Annotated in this window: 18 protein-coding genes; 5 read left to right on the forward strand and 13 right to left on the reverse strand. The window is 67.7% G+C overall.

Translation table 11 applies throughout. The annotated features are described in order from the left end of the window. Window positions 1–27: 27 nt before the first annotated feature. The gene (locus tag AQ610_RS26525) at window positions 28–318 is read right to left on the reverse strand and encodes a DUF1488 family protein (RefSeq protein WP_009914761.1); all 291 of its coding nucleotides are present in this window, start codon (window positions 316–318) and stop codon (window positions 28–30) included. 221 nt (window positions 319–539) lie between these two features. Between AQ610_RS26525 and AQ610_RS26530 the strand changes: the two genes are divergently transcribed. Continuing rightward, complete coding sequence (locus tag AQ610_RS26530) at window positions 540–989, forward strand: hypothetical protein (protein ID WP_006027494.1); 450 nt, start codon at window positions 540–542, stop codon at window positions 987–989. Window positions 990–1,120: 131 nt separating this feature from the next. Here AQ610_RS26530 and AQ610_RS26535 read toward each other — a convergent pair whose 3' ends face one another. Continuing rightward, the gene (locus AQ610_RS26535; protein ID WP_009914759.1) at window positions 1,121–1,309 is read right to left on the reverse strand and encodes a DUF2964 family protein; all 189 of its coding nucleotides are present in this window, start codon (window positions 1,307–1,309) and stop codon (window positions 1,121–1,123) included. A gap of 351 nt (window positions 1,310–1,660) precedes the next feature. On the opposite strand from AQ610_RS26535, the gene AQ610_RS26540 reads away from it, so the two are divergent. The 3 genes from AQ610_RS26540 to AQ610_RS26550 all read left to right on the forward strand — a co-directional run bounded on the left by AQ610_RS26540 (window position 1,661) and on the right by AQ610_RS26550 (window position 4,608). Beyond that, window positions 1,661–2,398, forward strand: coding sequence for a helix-turn-helix domain-containing protein (locus tag AQ610_RS26540; protein WP_006027496.1), 738 nt, complete (start codon window positions 1,661–1,663; stop codon window positions 2,396–2,398). A gap of 425 nt (window positions 2,399–2,823) precedes the next feature. Continuing rightward, window positions 2,824–3,990 (forward strand): FAD-dependent monooxygenase, encoded by a 1,167-nt coding sequence (locus tag AQ610_RS26545; protein WP_006027497.1) that lies wholly within the window; start codon window positions 2,824–2,826, stop codon window positions 3,988–3,990. Between the two features lie 303 nt (window positions 3,991–4,293). Then, complete coding sequence (locus AQ610_RS26550; protein WP_009914755.1) at window positions 4,294–4,608, forward strand: DUF4148 domain-containing protein; 315 nt, start codon at window positions 4,294–4,296, stop codon at window positions 4,606–4,608. Between the two features lie 152 nt (window positions 4,609–4,760). Here AQ610_RS26550 and AQ610_RS26560 read toward each other — a convergent pair whose 3' ends face one another. The 3 genes from AQ610_RS26560 to AQ610_RS26570 all read right to left on the reverse strand — a co-directional run bounded on the left by AQ610_RS26560 (window position 4,761) and on the right by AQ610_RS26570 (window position 8,801). After that, on the reverse strand, window positions 4,761–6,695 hold the full coding sequence (locus AQ610_RS26560; RefSeq protein WP_043282784.1) for a collagenase: 1,935 nt from the start codon (window positions 6,693–6,695) through the stop codon (window positions 4,761–4,763). A 412-nt stretch (window positions 6,696–7,107) separates the two neighbouring features. Beyond that, a complete protein-coding gene (locus AQ610_RS37015; RefSeq protein ID WP_009914751.1) occupies window positions 7,108–7,404 on the reverse strand; it encodes a hypothetical protein in 297 nt (98 codons plus the stop codon). A gap of 239 nt (window positions 7,405–7,643) precedes the next feature. Continuing rightward, window positions 7,644–8,801 (reverse strand): aminotransferase class V-fold PLP-dependent enzyme, encoded by a 1,158-nt coding sequence (locus AQ610_RS26570; RefSeq protein WP_009914749.1) that lies wholly within the window; start codon window positions 8,799–8,801, stop codon window positions 7,644–7,646. A gap of 11 nt (window positions 8,802–8,812) precedes the next feature. On the opposite strand from AQ610_RS26570, the gene AQ610_RS26575 reads away from it, so the two are divergent. Next, window positions 8,813–9,520, forward strand: a complete 708-nt coding sequence (locus tag AQ610_RS26575; RefSeq protein WP_006027501.1) for a class I SAM-dependent methyltransferase — start codon at window positions 8,813–8,815, stop codon at window positions 9,518–9,520. On the opposite strand, the gene AQ610_RS26580 is transcribed toward AQ610_RS26575, so the two are convergent. From AQ610_RS26580 to AQ610_RS26615, 8 genes are all read right to left on the reverse strand, one after another. Further along, window positions 9,484–10,377 carry a TauD/TfdA dioxygenase family protein gene (locus AQ610_RS26580; protein WP_006027502.1) on the reverse strand — a complete coding sequence of 298 codons (894 nt, stop codon included), beginning with the start codon at window positions 10,375–10,377 and terminating at the stop codon, window positions 9,484–9,486. The genes AQ610_RS26575 and AQ610_RS26580 overlap by 37 nt on opposite strands. Next, window positions 10,370–11,983: a hypothetical protein gene (locus AQ610_RS26585; RefSeq protein ID WP_006027503.1), complete on the reverse strand. Its 1,614-nt coding sequence runs from the start codon at window positions 11,981–11,983 to the stop codon at window positions 10,370–10,372. Before AQ610_RS26585 ends, AQ610_RS26580 begins: the two co-directional genes overlap by 8 nt. Then, complete coding sequence (locus tag AQ610_RS26590; protein ID WP_197417881.1) at window positions 11,980–12,891, reverse strand: diiron oxygenase; 912 nt, start codon at window positions 12,889–12,891, stop codon at window positions 11,980–11,982. Before AQ610_RS26590 ends, AQ610_RS26585 begins: the two co-directional genes overlap by 4 nt. Continuing rightward, window positions 12,888–13,811, reverse strand: a complete 924-nt coding sequence (locus AQ610_RS26595; protein ID WP_009914745.1) for an O-methyltransferase — start codon at window positions 13,809–13,811, stop codon at window positions 12,888–12,890. Before AQ610_RS26595 ends, AQ610_RS26590 begins: the two co-directional genes overlap by 4 nt. After that, entirely contained in the window at window positions 13,808–15,994 is a 2,187-nt protein-coding gene (locus AQ610_RS26600) for a class I tRNA ligase family protein (protein WP_009914744.1), read from the reverse strand. Before AQ610_RS26600 ends, AQ610_RS26595 begins: the two co-directional genes overlap by 4 nt. Next, window positions 15,991–16,461, reverse strand: a complete 471-nt coding sequence (locus AQ610_RS26605; RefSeq protein ID WP_006027507.1) for a gamma-glutamylcyclotransferase family protein — start codon at window positions 16,459–16,461, stop codon at window positions 15,991–15,993. Before AQ610_RS26605 ends, AQ610_RS26600 begins: the two co-directional genes overlap by 4 nt. A gap of 98 nt (window positions 16,462–16,559) precedes the next feature. Further along, window positions 16,560–17,117 carry a hypothetical protein gene (locus AQ610_RS26610; RefSeq protein ID WP_006027508.1) on the reverse strand — a complete coding sequence of 186 codons (558 nt, stop codon included), beginning with the start codon at window positions 17,115–17,117 and terminating at the stop codon, window positions 16,560–16,562. A gap of 135 nt (window positions 17,118–17,252) precedes the next feature. Then, window positions 17,253–17,807, reverse strand: a complete 555-nt coding sequence (locus AQ610_RS26615; RefSeq protein ID WP_063840032.1) for a GNAT family N-acetyltransferase — start codon at window positions 17,805–17,807, stop codon at window positions 17,253–17,255. Between the last annotated feature and the right edge of the window lie 300 nt (window positions 17,808–18,107).

The raw sequence follows: 18,107 nt of genomic DNA on the forward strand, positions 1-18,107 counted from the left end.
CGCGCGACGCCGCGCGGCATGCGTGCGCTATTCGTAAAGGAATCGAAAGAACCCGCTGTGCAGCAGGACCGGCTTGCCGCCGATCTCGTCGAGCATCCGGCGCGCCGCATGCTCGATCTTGCCGCGATGCAGGTCGAACGCCGCGAGCAGATCGTCCTCCTTCAGCGACGCCGCGCCGAAATGATCTTCGAGCGCCTCGGCCGTGATCGCGCATTGCACGTACTCGCCGTCGACGAGCGCCGGAAATGCGACGACGAGATCGCGCGCGCAGTACTCGGGCGGCGGATCCAGAGGAAACGAAATCTTCATGACGGGCATGACAATCTCCTGTAGCCACTGCCGGCACGCGCAGCGGACCATCGATGCTTCAGCATAGAGCCGCGCCGCGCCGCCCGCTTGACCCACGTCAACCGGCCGCGCGCGGCGCGCGGTTGATCTGCGTCAACACGCCGGCGGGCAACGGGGCGATGATCGTTTCGTCGCGTGCGCCGTCGTGCCCTTCGTGCCGGCCTCGCACGCGCCGAACGATGGGGCGGGCCATGACACTGAAAGCGAATCTCGAAGGCGTGCGCGACACCTATCGCCTCTGCTTCGTGCGCAATCCGTGGGCCTACTTCACGTGCTTGCCGCTCGATCGCCAGTGCGGCGACCGCTGGAGCGAGGCGCCTTACGAACTGTACGCCGGACCACCCTACGGCGACAGCCCCGACCAGATCCTGCGCGTCGCGTTCGACGGCCCGCTGCTGCCGCCCGAGGCCGGGCGCGGCGGGCTCACGTGCAGCGTCGTCGACATCAACGAAGGCCTCGCGCCGTGGCTTCGGACCGAAAGCTACTTCGGCGGCGAGCCGCTCGCGATCGCCGCGGGCGCGACGCTCGGCGCGTTCGTCGAGACGATCGAAAAAGCGGGCGGCACGGTGTTCGTTCCGCTCACATGGGGCGCATTGCCGGACGCCGGCAAGCGCGCGCATGCAATGGTGGTGACGAACTGAGCGATATGCGGGCGCGGCCGTCGCGGTGATCGCCGTGCGCGCGCACGCGGCGCAAACGCGCGCGATCGGATCGCGCCTCCCCATCCGCGAGCGAACCTGCCGACCGATCGGGCCCGCGCGCCGCGACGCCGTCAGCGCTCGTCCTTCGCCGTCGGATTCAGCAGCACGACGAACGCGGCGACGCCGACCGACAGCGCGATCACGCCATAGAAAAACTCGGCGCTGCTGTCGAACAGCAGGCCGCGAACGGCTTCCATCATCCCCGCTAGCGAAATGAACACGGCGATGGTCGCGAGAACGACCCGATATTTGCGCACCATGACGGTCTCCTGGCTTTCGTGTATGCGGCCGCCGTCCAATGTCGACACCGCGCGCCGGCGTCGTCACGCGCGATCGACGCTCGTGCTTCCCGTCCAGCCTTTCGGTATGATCGCCCGTCGCACGATCGCGGCCTTGACCTGAGTCAAGCGCCGCCCGCCGTTGCGAGCTGCGCGAACGACGCACCGGCGCCGCGTAGAAGTGCGCTTCCACACGCGCAAAAAGCCAAAAGCGTCGCTGTACAATGCTCGGGCATCACCGCCGCGCCGCGCCCGCGCAACGGGCACGGCCGACGCAATCGCAGGCGCCGCGCGCCTTGCGTCGAACGGCAACCGTAGCCTCGTGGGAGATTCATGGATTCGGACATCATGCATATCGGCGGACGCATCCGCCGCCTGCGCCGGGAGCTGAAAAAAACGCTGCTCGAAGTCGCCACCGAGGCAAACCTGTCGGTCGGATTCCTGTCGCAAGTCGAACGCAACCTGACCGGCATTTCGATTTCTTCGCTCGTCAACGTCGCCAAAGCGCTGCGCGCGCCGCTCAGCGCGCTCATCGACCAGCCCCGTCAGGATCGGCCGGATTCGCACGAGGGCAGCCGCGAGTCGTACTCGATCCGTCCGACGCAGCAGCGCTACGAGCGCCTGTCGACGACCTTCGCGGGCAGCCAGCTCAACGCGGTCAAGGTATCGATGATGGAAGGCTATTCGTCCGAATGGGTCGCGCATGCCGGCGACGAATTCGTGTTCGTGCTGTCGGGGCATGTCCGCTACACGGTCGGCAAGCAGGACTATCCGCTCGGCCCCGGCGATTCGCTGCACTTCAATGCGCACGAGCGGCATCGCGTCGTGAACGTGGGCAACGAGCCCGTCGAGCTGATCGCGGTCGGCACGCTGCCGCTCTTCGGCGACGGGCGGCCCGCGTTTCCGTCGCTGCCGGGCGGACAGAAGCCGCCGCGCACGCGCGCCGCGCGCAAGAAAATCGAGCCGCCGCCTTCGGCGCAAAAAAACGAACGGCGCAAGGAGGCGCCCGTTCCGCGCGCGGTCCCGACGAATGACGCCGCACACCGCGTCGCGAAAAAAACCACGCGTTGAATGCCGCGCAAGCGACGCCGGCGCGCCGGTCCGCGCCGCCGCTGCGGCTCCCGCCATCGCACGCATCAATTCAATCAGCACATTCGTTTCAACGCGGCGGAAATGAATGGATTGAATTTTCAATAAATCAAAACAAATAAATCCCCCGCCGAAACGCCTCGCCCATCCATTTACAATCATATTTATTTGCGTATTTTTTGCATCTTTAATACGATTTCTGGCGCGGCCGGCGAGCGCCGCCGACGATGCATTTCCTTCGCGACGCCCGATGATTTGGCGACTCAAAATCCACGAATAAATCAATGGAAAAATCGAAGCGGCCCATCAATCTCTTTCATAGACCTGCGTTGCAATTCGCCTGACCGGGCCCATCCGGCGTCGGGACCAACCGTCGACGGCGACCACTGGAATCAAACGAACCCACTATGAAAAACAATCAAGTCGATGTACTGATCAACGGCAGCGGCATTGCGGGCGTCGCACTCGCGCACCTGCTCGGAACGCGGGGCCACAGCGTCACGGTGGTCGAGCGTGCGGCGCGCAACCGCGCGCAGAACGGCGCCGATTTGCTGAAGCCTTCCGGCATCGGCATCGTTCGCAAGATGGGGCTGCTCGACGACGTGTTCGCCGCCGGCGGACTCAGGCGCGACGCGATGAAGCTGTTCCACGACAAAGAGCCGATTGCGTCGCTCGACTACCGGGCGTCCAGCGCGCTCGGCTTCTTCATCCTGATTCCGTGCGAGCAATTGCGCCGCTTGCTGCTCGCGAAGCTCGACGGCCTGCCCAATGTGCGCCTGCGCTTCGAGACGTCGATCGAGCGGATCGAGCAGGACGCCGACGGCACGGTGACGTCGCTCGCGTTGAGCGACTGCGAGACCGTCGCGCCGACAGTGCTGATCGGCGCGGACGGCGCGCGCTCGATGATCCGCAGCGACGTGCTGCGCGCGCATGCCGAGCGCGTTCCGTATGCGGCGCCAATGGCGTTCGGCACGATCGCGCTCACCGACAGCGTTCGCGAATGCAACAGGCTGTACGTCGATTCGAACCAGGGGCTCGCCTATTTCTATCCGATCGGCAACGAAGCGACGCGTCTCGTCGTCAGCTTTCCGGCGAGCGACATGCAAAATTATCTCGCCGACGCGACGCGCACGAAGCTGGTTGCGCGTCTGGCCGAATTCGTCGGCGACGAGAGCGCCGACGCGATGGCGGCGATCGGCCCGGGCACGGAATTTCCGTCGATCCCGCTCGGGCGAATGAATCTCGACTGCTATCACAAGCGCAACGTCGCGCTGCTCGGCGACGCCGCGCACAGCATCCATCCGATCACGGGCCAGGGCATGAACCTCGCGATCGAGGACGCGGGCGAACTCGGCGAGTGCCTCGACCTGCACCTGAGCGGACAGATCGCGCTCGCCGATGCGCTCGACCGGTTCGAGCGCATCCGGCATCCCGTCAACGAAGCGGTGATCTCGTACGGCCATGCGCTGGCGACCACGTACCACGATCGCGCCGCGCTCCTCGCCAACTTCCGGTCGCAATTGCAGACGAGCGGACGCGACGCCGCGTTGCTGGGCACCGACGCCGAAGCGTGATCGCCAGCGTTCCGCGCGATCGGATCAGCACGCTGCCGCGGGGCCGCGGCGGCGGCGAAGCTGAAACAAGTTGTATCGACGGTCCGTGCGGCCGGGCGCGGCGCAAACGGGACGCGGCCCCGCGCCCGGCGCTCGTCGAGCCGGCCGGTTGCGCGGCGCGCGATCGTGGATCGCCGCGCGTCGCATCATACACCGCAACATCCGATACGATGCCGTTAACCCTCTCTTAAGGCGGATTTGCCAAGCTTGAGTCACCGGCTGCGAGCATGTTCGCCCGCGGCGGGACAGATGGAGGTACGCATCATGAAAACCGCTCTGCAAATGGCCGCGCTTGCCCTGGCGCTCGCCGTTCCGGCCCTGTCGTTCGCGCAGCCGTCGACCGATGCGCCGATGACGCGCGCGCAAGTGCGCGACGAACTGATCCGGCTCGAAAAGGCCGGCTACCAGCCTTCGAAGAACCAGTATCCGGCCAACATCCAGGCGGCCGAGGCCCGTCTCGCGCCGGCGAACGGCGCGGACACCTCCGGCTATGGCAGCGGCGGCGGCGGCGCAATGCAGTCCGGCCAGCGCGTATCGCCGACGTCGGGCGGCTGGGACACGCCGTATCGTCACCGTTGACCGATGATGCGGGCCTGCGTGCGCAAATCGCGCACGCAGGCCCGCATCGAAAGCGATCGATCGTCATGCCGATCGCCATCGCGCGCTGAAACCGCCGCACGCCGTTCGCATCGCGGCCATCGCGCGTTCGCGCGCGGAACGGCCGCGTTCGCTCAGCGCTTCGCCGGCAGCGGCGGCTCGCCCGCCGTCGTCGCATTGCGCGCCCAGTCGACGAACTCGCTGTCGTAGCGGTTGCCGATGTACGCGACATAGTTCGCGTAGCCGTCGTAATCGCCCACCCGGAAGCGCGACACGATCGTGTCGACGTCCGCGCGATGGCGCTCGAACATGAAGCGCGTCGCCATGTAGCCCCACCGGTATGCGCGCGCGACGTAGTCGCTCGACGAATACAGCGTGCCGAGCACGTCCGAGAACCGGTACGCGCCCGTGTGCGCGGCGTCGATCGATTCCTGGTTGTCGTTCTTTCTCGACAGATATTCGGCGACGCCCTCGATCCACCAGACCGTCGGCTTCGCGGTGCTCGCCGTGAAGTCGCCCGCCATGTCGTAGCGGCCGTCGAGATAGTGCGTGAACTCGTGCTCGAGGTTCCAGACCTTGAACTCGGGCCGCAGCCACGACGCCTCGTGCGCGATGAAGCGCGCCTGGTTGCCGGGCGCGGACGGATCGCCTTCGAGATACATGCCGCCGTTATCGGTGCTGATTCCGTAGATCACCGAAGCATATTTGCGATAGTTCGCGTAGTCATCGAAGATGACGAGCTCGATCGTGTCGTTGCGATCGCCCGCCACCGGCTTGCGCCCGGTCTGCATCATCCGGTGGAAGTAATCGTCCTGCTGCGCGACCGCCGTGCATACCGACTGCAACTGCGGCACCGTCATGTCCTGCGCGAGAATGCGCACGCTCGCGCTGCACGCGTAACGATACTTGAGCACCGCATCGGTCAGCCGCTTCTTGTAGTCGCACGTGCCGTAGTCCGAGCAGTCGCCCGCGTCGCCGTAGTCGACCGCTTCCGCCGCCGCGAGCCACAGATCGCTGTCCGCGCCCGTCATGCTCGTCGACGCGAGCATGTCCTGGATCATCTTCTTCACGCGCGGCTTCTGCGCCGGATAGCGGAGAAAACGAAACGTTTCGCGCGCCGCGTCGGCAAGCTGATACGCGGCGCTCGTGTTCGACAGGCTCGCGCGGTTCGCGGTGACGAAGCGGTTGAGCGTCTCCGGCAGCGTCGCGTCGCTGTCGAGCATCGGCTGCGCGCCGCTGCGCTGGTGCGCGTAGAAAAACACCGTCAGCAAGCCGGTGAAGCCGCCCGCCGCGCTGCGCTGCAGCAGCGGCGCCGCCGCCTGCGGATTCGTCGCGCTCACGGTGTACGACGCGATGCGGCTCTTCAGCGTGGGCAGGTAGTACGCCTCGTCCTTCATGTTCGTGATGAGCTTCATCAGCTCGTTCGCGGTGCTCGGCGCGCGCGCGTTCTCACGGTAGAGCGCCTCGCCTTCGAGGCTTTGCTTGATATACGGACGCAGCCACACCGCGAGATTCGGAATCGGATCGGCAATGCCCGATACATCATATTGGTAATACGCAGCGCGCAGATAAATCAGCGAATTGACCAGAATCAAATTGCTCGCATCGTACCGATATATATCCTGCACGAAGCGACTCGCGACGGCATGCACGTTTTCGGCATTGAAAATCTGCGTGGCCAGCGTTTTATCGACTGAGAACAGGCCGTAATGGCATTCGTAATCGGGCAGGTTCGCGACGTAATCGGCGAGCGCCGCGCCGTGATACTGGGCCATCACCGACATGTCGCGGCAATCGGCGCCCGGCGCGCTGCGTTTGCTGCGCCTGGCCGGCTGCTTGCGCTGCGAAGGCTTGGTCAGCGCTGCGCGATCCTGCTCGCTCAGCGGCAGGTTGTATTCGGCCTGCTCGGGCGAAACCGGCAGATTCTGCGGCACGCGCGGCATGCGCGCCTGCTTTTGCTGCGCCGGCTGCGTATTGGCCGACGCCGTGCCGATCAGCCCCGCGAATACCGACAACATCACGGTGGCCGACCAGCGACAGGTTTTGCGAGACAGCTCCACTATTGGCATTTGATTTGCCCTCGGTTATTTTGGAGCGCCGAAGATATAACATCGCCCATCAACAAGTCAATTTAATGAAAGGAAGACAGGTCAATTCAGGTTGATTGAATTATTTACCCGTTGGAATCGATTTTTACAATAATTCGATTAACCGCCCGAATTTCCAGAGCGACATCCGCAATACGTCCGCGATTCGCGACGGACCGGCGCGCCAGGTCGTGACGACGGCGTGACGCAGGACATCGAAAAAAATCGGGGGGAGTTTCGCGTCGCCGTGCTGGCCGCGCATGCGGCGCGGCGACGTGAGCCGAGACGACCGCCTGCGCGGCCGCCTCGGCGTCCAGGGCGTCAGTTCCAGGGTGTCGAATCCAGGGCATCAGGCATTGCGCCGAAACTCAGCCGTCCACGCCACTCGGCCCGATCAGGTCCGCACTGGCTGCGACAGGGCTGGAATCGACTGCGAGACCAGTGGCGCCGCGAGCGCAACTGGCGCCGCGTGCGCGCTCAACTGCGTCGCAAGCTGCACGCCGGCCGGTGGCGCCGTCGCGAGCGGCACCGCCGCCGGTGGGGCCGTCGCCGGTGGGGCCGTCGCGGGTGGAACACCCAGCAATGGCACCGCGCTGCTCGCCAGCGTCGCCGAGGCTTCGCTCAAGCGCTCGACGACTGGCGCCAGCGACGCATGAACCGCCTTCAACTGCTCGTCATCTAGCATTCCCATAGCATCATCACCTCCTTTATTTGTCGACGGACAAATGGTGGCGCACCTGACGGGATTCGAACCCGCATTCCCCAGCCCCCAAAACTGGTACTTTTGAAGCCTGCGATTCACGGCCCTCGGCCCGGCTCACTGCCTGCATTGACGCCCTGGAAAGCTGCAGGCGGGTATCGCCCGGCCTACTTCCGCTTCACGTTCGGCCCCATTGTCCGATTAAGCTACAGGTGCAATTCCCGAATCCTTCAATGCCGCAGCAGTTGCTTCAGACTGCTCAGCAATCGATCGACATCGTCCGGGCCGTTGTAGCCCTGGATCGAAATCCGCATGCGAGGCCGGCCGCCGAAACGGTCGACCGATACATCGATCCCGCATTCGTTGCGCAACCGGTACAAGAGCGCGATGTCGTCCGTTTCCGGCGGCAGTTGTGCGCAGACCATCTGGCCATGCCATTCATGCGCGCCCGGCGGATGGTAGAGCGGCTCGCGCGTCAACGCGGCCACCTCGCGCTGCGCGTCGCTCGCGAGCGCGATGCAGCGCCTGCGCACGCTGTCCCAGTCGTGCTCGCGCTGGAACGCGATCGCGCTCGGCACGCTCAGGAAGGCGGAGATGTCGCGGCTGCCCTGCCACTCGTGATACTCGACGAACTTCGACGGCCCCGGGTTCTTCGGCTCCCAGCCCCAACTGACGACGAGCGGTTCGACGAGCGGCTGCACGTCCGGTCTCGCATACAGGAACGCGCTGCCCTTCGGCGCGCAAACCCATTTGTGCAGGATGCCGACATAAAAATCCGGATCCATCGCGCGCAGCGACAACGGCAATTGCCCGGGCACGTGCGAGCCGTCGACGATCGTCAGGATGCCGCGCGCACGCGCCCGCGCGCAGATCGCCGCGACCGGAAACACGAGCGCGGTGGGCGACGTCAACTGGCTGATCAGGATCGCGCGCGTGCGCGGCGTGACGTCGCGCCAGAAATTCTCGACGAACTGCGCGTGCGTCGTCACCGGCAGCGAAACCTTGTGCCGGACGATCCCGAAACCCCGCTTTTGCGCGGTGAAGCGCCACAGTCGCTCGATGCCGCCATGTTCGTGATCGGTGGTGAGCAGTTCGTCGCCCGGGCCGAGCGGGATGCTGCGCGCGATGATGTTGACGCCCGTGGTGCCGTTGCTGACATATACTAGGTTGTCGCGTTCGGTATCCACGTATTCGGCCAGTATCGCTCTCGCCTGCGCCATGCGTTCCGTGAAACGGCGCGACAGGAAATCGACCGGCTCGCGCTCGAGCTCGTACTGCCATTGCACGTGACGCTCGAACACCGGCCGCGGCGTCGCGCCGTACGCGCCGTGGTTCAGATAGGTCACGCCCGGGTCGAGCAGAAACAACGATTTCAGTGAGTCTGTCATGGCCTTGTCCGATGTTCGAAAATCCGGTCGGCAATCTGGCGGCCGAAGCTCGCCGCCTCGCGCGCGCATGGCGCCGAGGCGGCCCGGGCCTCGCGATCCGCGTCGCGCTCGACCGGCTGTGCGACGCGACGCTCGAACGGCGCCTGAACATCCGTAGCGGCGGCCTCGTGCCGATCGAGTCGCTCGTCGCCGAATGGCAGGACTGCCACGACTACTACCCGAGCTCGATCCGCGCATTCAACCGCGTGCTGCGCGACCTCCATGTCGCGCGCGACGACGTGTTCGTCGACTACGGCTCCGGGATGGGGCGCGCGATCGTCCTCGCCGCGCGCTTTCCGTTTCGCGAACTGATCGGCGTCGAAACGTCCGATCGCCTGCATCGCGCTGCGCAGGCGAACGTCGGCCGCGCGCTGCCCGACGCCGATCGCCGCCGCATCCGTCTGCTGCATTGCGACGCGCGGCGCTTTCGCTTGCCCGACGCCGCGTCGGTGCTGTACTTCTACAATCCGTTTCATGGCGACATCCTCCGCGCCGTGTTCGCCGACATCGAGCGATCGCTGCGGCAACATCCGAGACGGCTGAGAATCGTGTTCAACAATCCGTCGCATTTCCGGGTCATCGAGTGCGATTACGGCTGGCTGCGCAGGCACCGGGAATACGCATTCGAATATCCGATCGCGGTCTACGAAACATCCTCCTGCGCGCGCTCGCGCGCATAGAACGGCCGGTCTCCCGCGATCGTCGTCCGATACATCGTGCGCCGGTAGCGCGCCATGTCGTAGTCGGTCGCGCGATGCGCGAGGCAGCGGTTGTCCCACATCAGCAAATCGCCCGCGCGCCAGCGGTGGCGGTAGCCGAACCGCGCCTCGTCGAATGCGATCGCGTGCAGATGCGCCATCAGCGCTTCGCCGTAGCGCCGCTCCATGCCCACGATGCGCCACGGCACGACGCCGCCGATGTAGAGCGCGTTCTGCCCCGTTTCCGGATGCGTCCTGACGACGGGCTGCAGCATGTCCGGCCACACCCGCTTCTGGTCCGGCGGCGGGGCCGGCCGCCGCGGATAGTGGAACGGCAGCGTCTGCACGCGATCCATCACGAACGTGCGGCCGTCGATCCGGGCGCGCAGCCACGCGGGCAGCGCGCGATAGGCGGCCGTCATGTTGACGAAGCACGTGTCGCCGCCCTCGGCCGGTGTCTCGTCGCCGAACAGCAGCGTGCCGGCGGGCGGGCACGCGAGGAAATGGCCGTCCGTGTGCCAGTAGCGGCCGCTGATCGCCGCGCCGATCGGCTTGCCGTCCTTCACGATGTTCGACAGCACCAGCACGTCCGGTTGCCCGTCGCACGCGTTCTCCGCGCGCGTATAGACGACGGGCTCGCCGAAACGGCGCGTGAACGCGACGAGCCGCGCCGGATCGAGCGCCTGGCCGCGAAAGACGAGCAGTCCGAAACGCAGCCACGCCGCGCGGATCGCGCGCACGGTGTCCGCATCCAGATCGGCGCGCGCGTCGACACCGTCGATCTGCGCGCCGAGCGCCGCGGACAGCGGGCGGATGCAAAGCGTCGAGCCGTCAGACATGGATCGCTCCGAGGTGCGCGGGCACCGCTTGCACGGCGAGCTCGCGCATGCGCGCAAGCCGCGCCGACGCCTGCGCGACGTCGAGATTGATCGCGAGCGCATCGTGACCGTCGCGGCGCGCGAGATTGGGCAGGATGACGAAGCCCTGCGGCCGCTCGCGGCTGAAGATCAGGCCCGCGCGCGACCATGTGTCGACGCACGCGCGAATCTCCGGAATCTCGAACTCGCCCCGGTAGCCGAAACTGCTCACCGAGCGCACGTCGATGCCGGCCGCGCGCAGCCAGGCCCGCACGGCGAGCGGCACATAGACGGCCGTCAGCCGCGGATTGCAGTCGCCGACGAACCAGTACCGCCCGTCCGCGCCCATGCATCCGTCGAAATTGACGGGCCCGCGGTAGCCGCGCGCCGCCAGCGCGTCGAGCAGCGCGCCGCATCGCGCGACCCACTCGCGCGCGCGGCAATCGTCGAGCAGGCCGTCGTCGACATGCAGGCCGAGAAACTGGCGCCGCTGCGCATCGCGATACAACTGCGCCGCCACCGCAACGACGCGATGGCTGCCGTCGTCTTCAATGTAGAAGCTCGCGCCGACGCTCGCCGGCCTGCCCCACGCGCCGGCGGGAGGCTGCAACGCCGGCTGCACGATCAGCGGCAGGCCGGCGCGGCGCCGCGCCTGGCGCCGCCGCAGGTCGACGAGCGTCGCATCGCTCAACGCCACCGTCTCCATCGACGGCGGCAGCGCGCACTCCGAGCGCAGCTCGCGCACGTGTGCCGGATCGTCGAAGCCGTCGGCGAGGAGCCAGCGCCGCACCTCGGCGGCGAACGCCGGCGCGCGCTCGGCGAAGTTCGCCTCCGACAGGATCGCCGATACGTTGCCGCTCGAATCCTGCGACGACTTCAGAAAGAGCCCGCTCGAGGGCGCGCGCCGATCGCATTGCGCGGCGAAACGCGCCGCGAGCGCGGCCCAGTCGCGCATGCGCAGGAACGCGTCGGGCGCGAGCACGGCGCTCGGTGCGAGCGGCGGCCCGCCGCGTATCGCCGCGTCGCGCACGAACGCGAGGAAGCGCGCCTTGTTGTGCCACGCCTGCGCGAGCGCGGCGACGCGCTCGCAGCCCGCGCGATCGAAATCGACCGCGACGCCGCGGCCGCGCAGCAGATCCGCCAGTTCGCCCAGCATGCGCGCGGTGGTCGGCGCCATCTGGTTCGCGACGAAGCCGATTCGCGCGCCGTCGCGCGCGAGCGCATGCGCCGCGCGATCGAACGAGTCGGTCGCCGACAGCGACAGCGTCCGCAAATCGCATCGCACGTGGACGGGCGCCGGCAAGCGCGGCGCCGCGACGCCGTGCGCGGCGGCGAGACGCTGCAGCCGCTCGTCGAGCGTCGCGAGCAGGCGCGCGTAATGCCGCCCGTGCGCGTCGTCGAGCACCAGCAAGACGCTCGGCAAGCCGAGCAGGCCCGTGTAGACGAGAAAGCGGTCCTGGCAACGGAACGCGAACGTGTTTTCGGCCTCGCCGCTGTCGAGAATCAGGCCGCCGCCGACGAGAGCGAGTGGCCGCTCGCCGCGCCCGAACGCGAAGCCGGGAAACGCGTGCGTGCCGGCGGCGCTCATGCGCCCCCCGGCGCGACGGCGGCCGATTCGCATGCGTCGAGCGCGCCCGCGACGCGCAGCGCATGCAGCGTCTGCCGGGTCGACTGCGCGCGGCGGCGATGCATCGCGTCCGGCGCGCTGCACGCCGACATCGCGCGGTCGATCTCGCACGCGGTGAGGCCGGCGTCTTCGAGCGCATCTGTCGTGATGCGCGCGTCGGCAAACAGGAACGCGTCGATGAGCCCCGGCCACTGCGGCCGCAGCGCGTCGCGAACGCCGGCCGGCCATTGCGGCCACAGCAGCGTCAGCAGCCGCGAGAAATATGCGCTGTGCCGGGCTTCGTCCAGATAGTGCCGGCGGAGAAACGTCCGCACGTCCGGCTGCAGGCCGTCGTCGCGCCAGTCGTCGCGAAGCGTGTGCGTGATCAGCGTCTCCGCGACCACGGCCGCACAGAAGCGCAGCACCGGCGCATCGACGCTGGGCAGCGTCGCCACGAGCCGGTCGACGTGCCGCAGGAAGCCGGGCGCGCGACGCGGCCTGTCCGCGCCCGTCGCCGCCCGAACCCGCGTCATCAGCTCCTGCGCGAGCAGCGCATGATATGCCTCGTCGCACTGCACGCGCAGCGCGTCGGCCACGACTTCGTCGCCGTAGTCCGCGTGCAGCGCGCGAGCCGCGATGTCGCGCGCCACCTGCGAGATCAGCGCGTTCTCGAGCGCGACGGTGAAGCTCAGGTGCGCGATCAGCAGACCGCCCGCCGCGCGCTCCCGTCGCGCATCGCGCGCGGCGAGACCGGACAGCGCGCCGCCCGCTTCGTCCGCGATCCATGCGCCCGCGCCGCCCGTCAGCCACGCGCCGGCCGGCATCGACCGCACCGACGCCGCCCGATGCCAGTCGTCGAACGGCGAGCGATAAGCGGCGTCCATGATCACGCCCGATCCCGCATCGACGTGCGCATGCCGACGCCGACGCCTTCCGTCGTCGGGCATTCGACGAAGCAGTCGTACTCGCGCGCGACGAGCTCCACGAACGGCGCGAGCTCGTCGCGATTGCGGGCGATCACGTCGTCGAAGAACGCGCAGCCCGAATGGTCGCGAAAGAGGATGTTGTGGCAGACGAGCAGCGAGCGCGGCGCGAGCCGCGGCAGCACCGCGCGCAGCAGATGCGCGTAGATGCCCTTGCCGCGCCGCGTCGGGTCCCGGTGATCGCGCGGCAGCTCGGCGTCGAGCACGACGAGATCGAACGGGCCGCCGCCGCGCGCGAGATAGTGCTCGCCGGTGTCGCAGACGACTTCGACGCGCGCGTCCGCGTCCGGATAGAGCCGCGCGAGGCTGCGGCGCGCGACGTCGGCGACGCGCGGATCGGGATCGACGAGCACCGCGCCGCCCCCGCATGCGACGATCGCGGGCAACGCCCACGCGGCCCAGTAGCCGTAATAGCTGCCGAGAAACACGGCGTTGCGCGGCCGGAAAGCCAGCGCGACCGCGAGCAGCAGGCGCCCTTCCTCCGGATAGATATAGGTGCCGAGGCCCTGATGATCGAAGCCGCGCCCGATGCTCGCCGCGACCTGCGCGCACACCGCCGGAAATTCGGCCGGCCACGCGAGGCCCGTCGGGGCCAGCCCGGCGAACGCATGCTCGACGGCCGCATCGATCGACGCGGGAAAGCGCTTCGCGAAATGCACGTCGTTGGACGGCACGCCGCGGCCGACGAGTTGCGTTCGAACGCGCTCGAGAAACGCCGCGAACTCGGCGCGCGACTGCGCGCCCGCACGAAAGCCGCGATACTCGGGCGCGTCGCGCAGCACGTCGTCGACGAGATCGAATAGGGGACCACTGAACGTAGTCGTCATGCGAGGGCCTCCCCTTGCTGTTTCGCCGCCTCGGCGGGCGATTGCGCGGCGCACGCGCCGGGCCATGCGGCGCCCGCCACCATTCCCGCGCCGCCGAGCGCCTGCCAGAGCGCCTCGGCGACGTGCGGCGCGAACGGCCCGAGGTACAGCACCAGTTGCCGGGTCGCGTCGGCGAGGATCGCGAGGTCTTCGGCGCGCGGCGGCTCGCGCTTGCGCATCGCCGCATCGAACGCCTGCAGGCGCTCGAACAGGAACGCGAGATTCTTGAGCGCGAGGTGATAGTCGTGCCGCCGGAAGTCGTCCGCGATCCGGCGGCCGCCCGTCGCAAGCCAATCCCTCATCCGCCGATGCAGCGGATCGGGCCGGCCCGTGGCCGGCGGATCGCCCGCATCATGCGCGGCGGCGACGCCGGCTTCGGTCTCGACGACCCGGTGGACGAACGCCCACAACCGTGCGAGGAACGCGCGCTGCCGGCGCACGAGGTCGTCCGACCAGTTGACGTCGTTCTCGGGCGCGGCCGCGCCGATGATTGCGAGGCGCAGCGCATCGGCGCCGTAGCGCTCGACGATCGACCGCAGGCTCACCGCATTGCCCGCGCTCTTGCTCATCTTGCGGTCGTCCTGCTTGACCATGCCGAGCGCGAGCAGCGTCGTCACGGGCTCCTCGACATCGGCGATGCCCATCCTGCGCAACGCCCGCGCGATCATCCGCACATGGAAGAAGCAGGTTCGCACCTGGTCCGCGCCGCCGATCATCAGATCAACCGGCAGCCACGCGTTCGCGTCCTCGCGGTCGAACGGATCGTCGGCATCGACGCGCTTGCATATCCAGTGGTACCACCACGGGCTCGAATAGGCTTCGAGCGTTTGCGCATCGCGCCGCGCGCTCGCGCCGCAGCGCGGACACCGCACGTCATGGAAGGCCGCGTGGCGCTCGAGCGGATTGCCGGGCCGGCTCAGATCGACATCGTCAGGCAGCCGCACGGGCAATGCGTGCTCGGGCACCGCGACGGGGCCGCACGCCGCGCAATGCACGATCGGCACGGGCGGCCCCCAGTAGCGGTTGCGGGCGATGTTCCAGTCCTGCAGCCGGTAGCCGACGAAGCGCTCGGCCTGCCCCGCGGCGAGCATCGCATCGATGTCGCAGACAGCGTGCGCGGCGATCGCGTGCCGCTCGGCCAGCGCACGGTCCGCCGCCACCGCATCGGGACGGCCGGCGCGCGCCGTATCGTCGGGCGTGTCTTCGACGACGATCGGCAGATCGACGACGCCCGTCGCGCCCGCCGCCTGCGCGCGCTCGGCCAGCACGATCGTCTCGCCGGGCCGGGCCCCTTCGCGCATCGCGGCGGCGGCCAGCGGATGCCGCCGCCCCACGACGACGAACTGCAGCCCGGGCAGCCACGCGGCATCGTCGAGCTGCAATTCGAGCCCTTGCGCGCGGCCGCGAACGGGCAGGCGCAAGCGCAGACCTTCGCGCCGGCCGATCCAGTCGCGATGGATCTTCTTCACATCGTCGGGCCAGCCCGCGAGCCGATCCAGCCCGTCGAGCATCTCGTCCGCGAACGTCGATTCGCGCACGAACCACTGCGGCCGCACGACCGTGCTCACGAGGCTCTTGCAGCGCCAGCAGCGCCCTTCGTCGACGAGGCTCGCGGCGAGCGTCACGTCGCACTGCGGGCACCACGCGGCGGGCGCGTCGCGCCGGAAGCAGTGTCCGGCCTCGAACAGCCGCAGGAACACCCACTGGACCCAGCGGTAGTACGCCGGCACGTGGTATTGCGTGATGCGCCGGCTGTCGTGCCCGAGCCCCAGCCGGACGAATTGCGCGGCCATCGCCTCGCTGCATTCGCGCGCGAGGCGCTCGGGCGCGCAGCCCGCCTCTCTCGCCGCCAGCTCGGTCGGCAGGCCGAACGTGTCGAAGCCGGTCGTGTACAGCACGTTGTAGCCCTGCATCCGCCGAAACCGCGCGTCGGCGTCGGCGAGCACGTAATTCCGCGCGTGCCCCATGTGCAACTGGCCCGTCGCGAACGGCGGCAACTCGACGATGAACCACTTCGGCCGCCCCGGCCGCGGGTCCGCGTCGAACAAACGCGCGTCGCGCCACGCGCTCTGCCAGCGCGGCTCGAGCGTCTGCGGCCGATACGGCGGCGCGTTGCGCGCACCGGCCGCGCGCGGGGCGCTCATGTCCAGCACTCCACGGCGCGCACGTCGTCGAGATACGCGCGCGGCAGCAGGTCGGCCGCGGCGAGCAGATGATCGAGATAGTCGCGCGTCGGCCTCAGGTTCGGGCGCACCATCGCCGGATTCGCGACGTAGGTGACGGCGCGCGTCAGGCGGCCCGTCGCGCCGTCGCGCACGAGCACGCCGGCGCGACGGTAGTGAAGCGGAACGAGCTCGATCGAATCGAGCGCATCGAGCGCGCGCTCGCTCATCGCGTTCAGCGTGCCCTCGACGCGGCCGTCCGCCGCCGCCTCGATGTTGGCGAAGCCGATCCAGTCGTGCCGCGACGAGACCTTGTTGAAGATCAGCCGGTAGCCTTCGACGACGCCGGGCCGCCGGTCGATCAGCGCCTCGCCGAAACGGGACAGCCGCTCGCTCAGCCGCGCAAGGCTCATGTTGGAACCGTAAGCGAAGTAGCAAACCTGGCTCATCGTGTCCCCCGCGCTGATCCGACCGGTTCGTCACGGGCGGATGCCCGGCTCACCTTCGCATCGCGCCCTTCGCCGCCAGGCGGGCGGCCTCGCTCGCTTCACCGCTGCGTCGCGACGCGATCGCGCTTCACGCGCCGCATGTGTGTCGGGCCGGCGTGCTGCCAGCCGCCGCGCGAACGGAGGCGGTGATAGAAAAAGAAAATGGGATCGAAGCTCGCGATCTCGGATGCGCCGCGTTCGCCATCGGCTTGCGGCAGCGGCGCGCGCGCCTGCCTCGATGTGCGCGCACGCCCGATCGCGCCGCGCACGCCGTCTCGCGCGCCATCCGGCGGCATCGCGCCAACCATGACGATCGGGACGACCGGGACGATCGCCGGGCATCGGGCGTGCCGATGGCCGGCGCGCGTCGCGTTCGAAGCGCTCGCGCGGCTTCGCGCGCTCGGATAGTTGCGGCATTCGGTGTCCGCGCCGGCGCGGAGCGCGTCGCCGTTCGCGACGCTGCGCATGCGCGGGCGCTTTGCGGCGACATCGTCGCGCCGCCGCGCGCTTGCGTTGCAATCGGGGAGCCGCGTGTCGTCGTTCTTGTCGCCGCCTCCGCGCTCGCATGGCGGCGCGTCGAGCGGCGGCCGATTCCCGTCCTGCCTGGTCGTGTTCATGATCTGCCCTTGTCCCCGTGGCTTTTTGCGTCGGACCACCGGACACAAGCTAGATCGGCAAAATGCGCAAATCCAGCTACCAGTTCTGGTAGGCCGCGCGCGCATTCCACCGCAGGAAACGTCTTGCGCGGCTTCTCAACCGAAATCGACGATCAGCGCGTGATATTCGCGCTCGCCGGACGTGAAGCGGCGAACGGGCCGATATCCGAGCTTGGCGACCGCATTGACGGAGCGCGCATTATCGACGGCAATGAAACTGATCGCATTTCCGAATTGCGGTTTCGCCGATGTGATCGCGAGTGCGATCATTTTTTCGAGCAGGCCTTTTCCGCGCGCCACCCGGCTCAGGCACATCGGCCCGAACAGGCACACGGTTTCCGCTATGTTTTTCGACGCATATTCACCGCTCCGTTCGAACGATTCGACCAGCGCATCGATGATCGCGTTGCCGCGCCACGCAGCGAGACGGGAAATGCAGAAAAACCCGGCGAATTCGGCCTGCTCGTACGCGACGACGATGCCGGTGTCGGACGCGAGCGCGCCGATCCGATCCTCGGGAATCTCGGCGGACAAAAAGCCGTTCTTGCGCTCGGCTTCGCTGAGATTGCCGATTTGATTCGCTTTTTGCAGAGAAAGAATATTCGGATAATCGTCGGCACGAGCCATTCTGACTACGGTCGTTTCGGTCATTTCGCCTGTTTTTTGTTTTAAGGAAGGACTGCGATTCTATAGACGATTTCACTTCGCAATTTAGAATGTTCATACGAATTCAACGATTGCGGATAGGTCTTCGCGTCGATTGCTTGCCGCGGGAAAAAAGCCAACCCGAAACGCCGGGCCGTTGATTCGATTGCCGTTTGCCTAAACCGCCGATGCGATGCGCATCCGGCATGCGGACCACATTCACGCGCACGTAAGCGTGTAAAAGTGTTTTTCATTCGGCGTGGCGGACATCGGCCAGCGATTCCGGGCGCGCGCGCGAGCGCCGGC

The organism is Burkholderia humptydooensis, from assembly GCF_001513745.1.
GTDB classification, from domain to species: domain Bacteria; phylum Pseudomonadota; class Gammaproteobacteria; order Burkholderiales; family Burkholderiaceae; genus Burkholderia; species Burkholderia humptydooensis.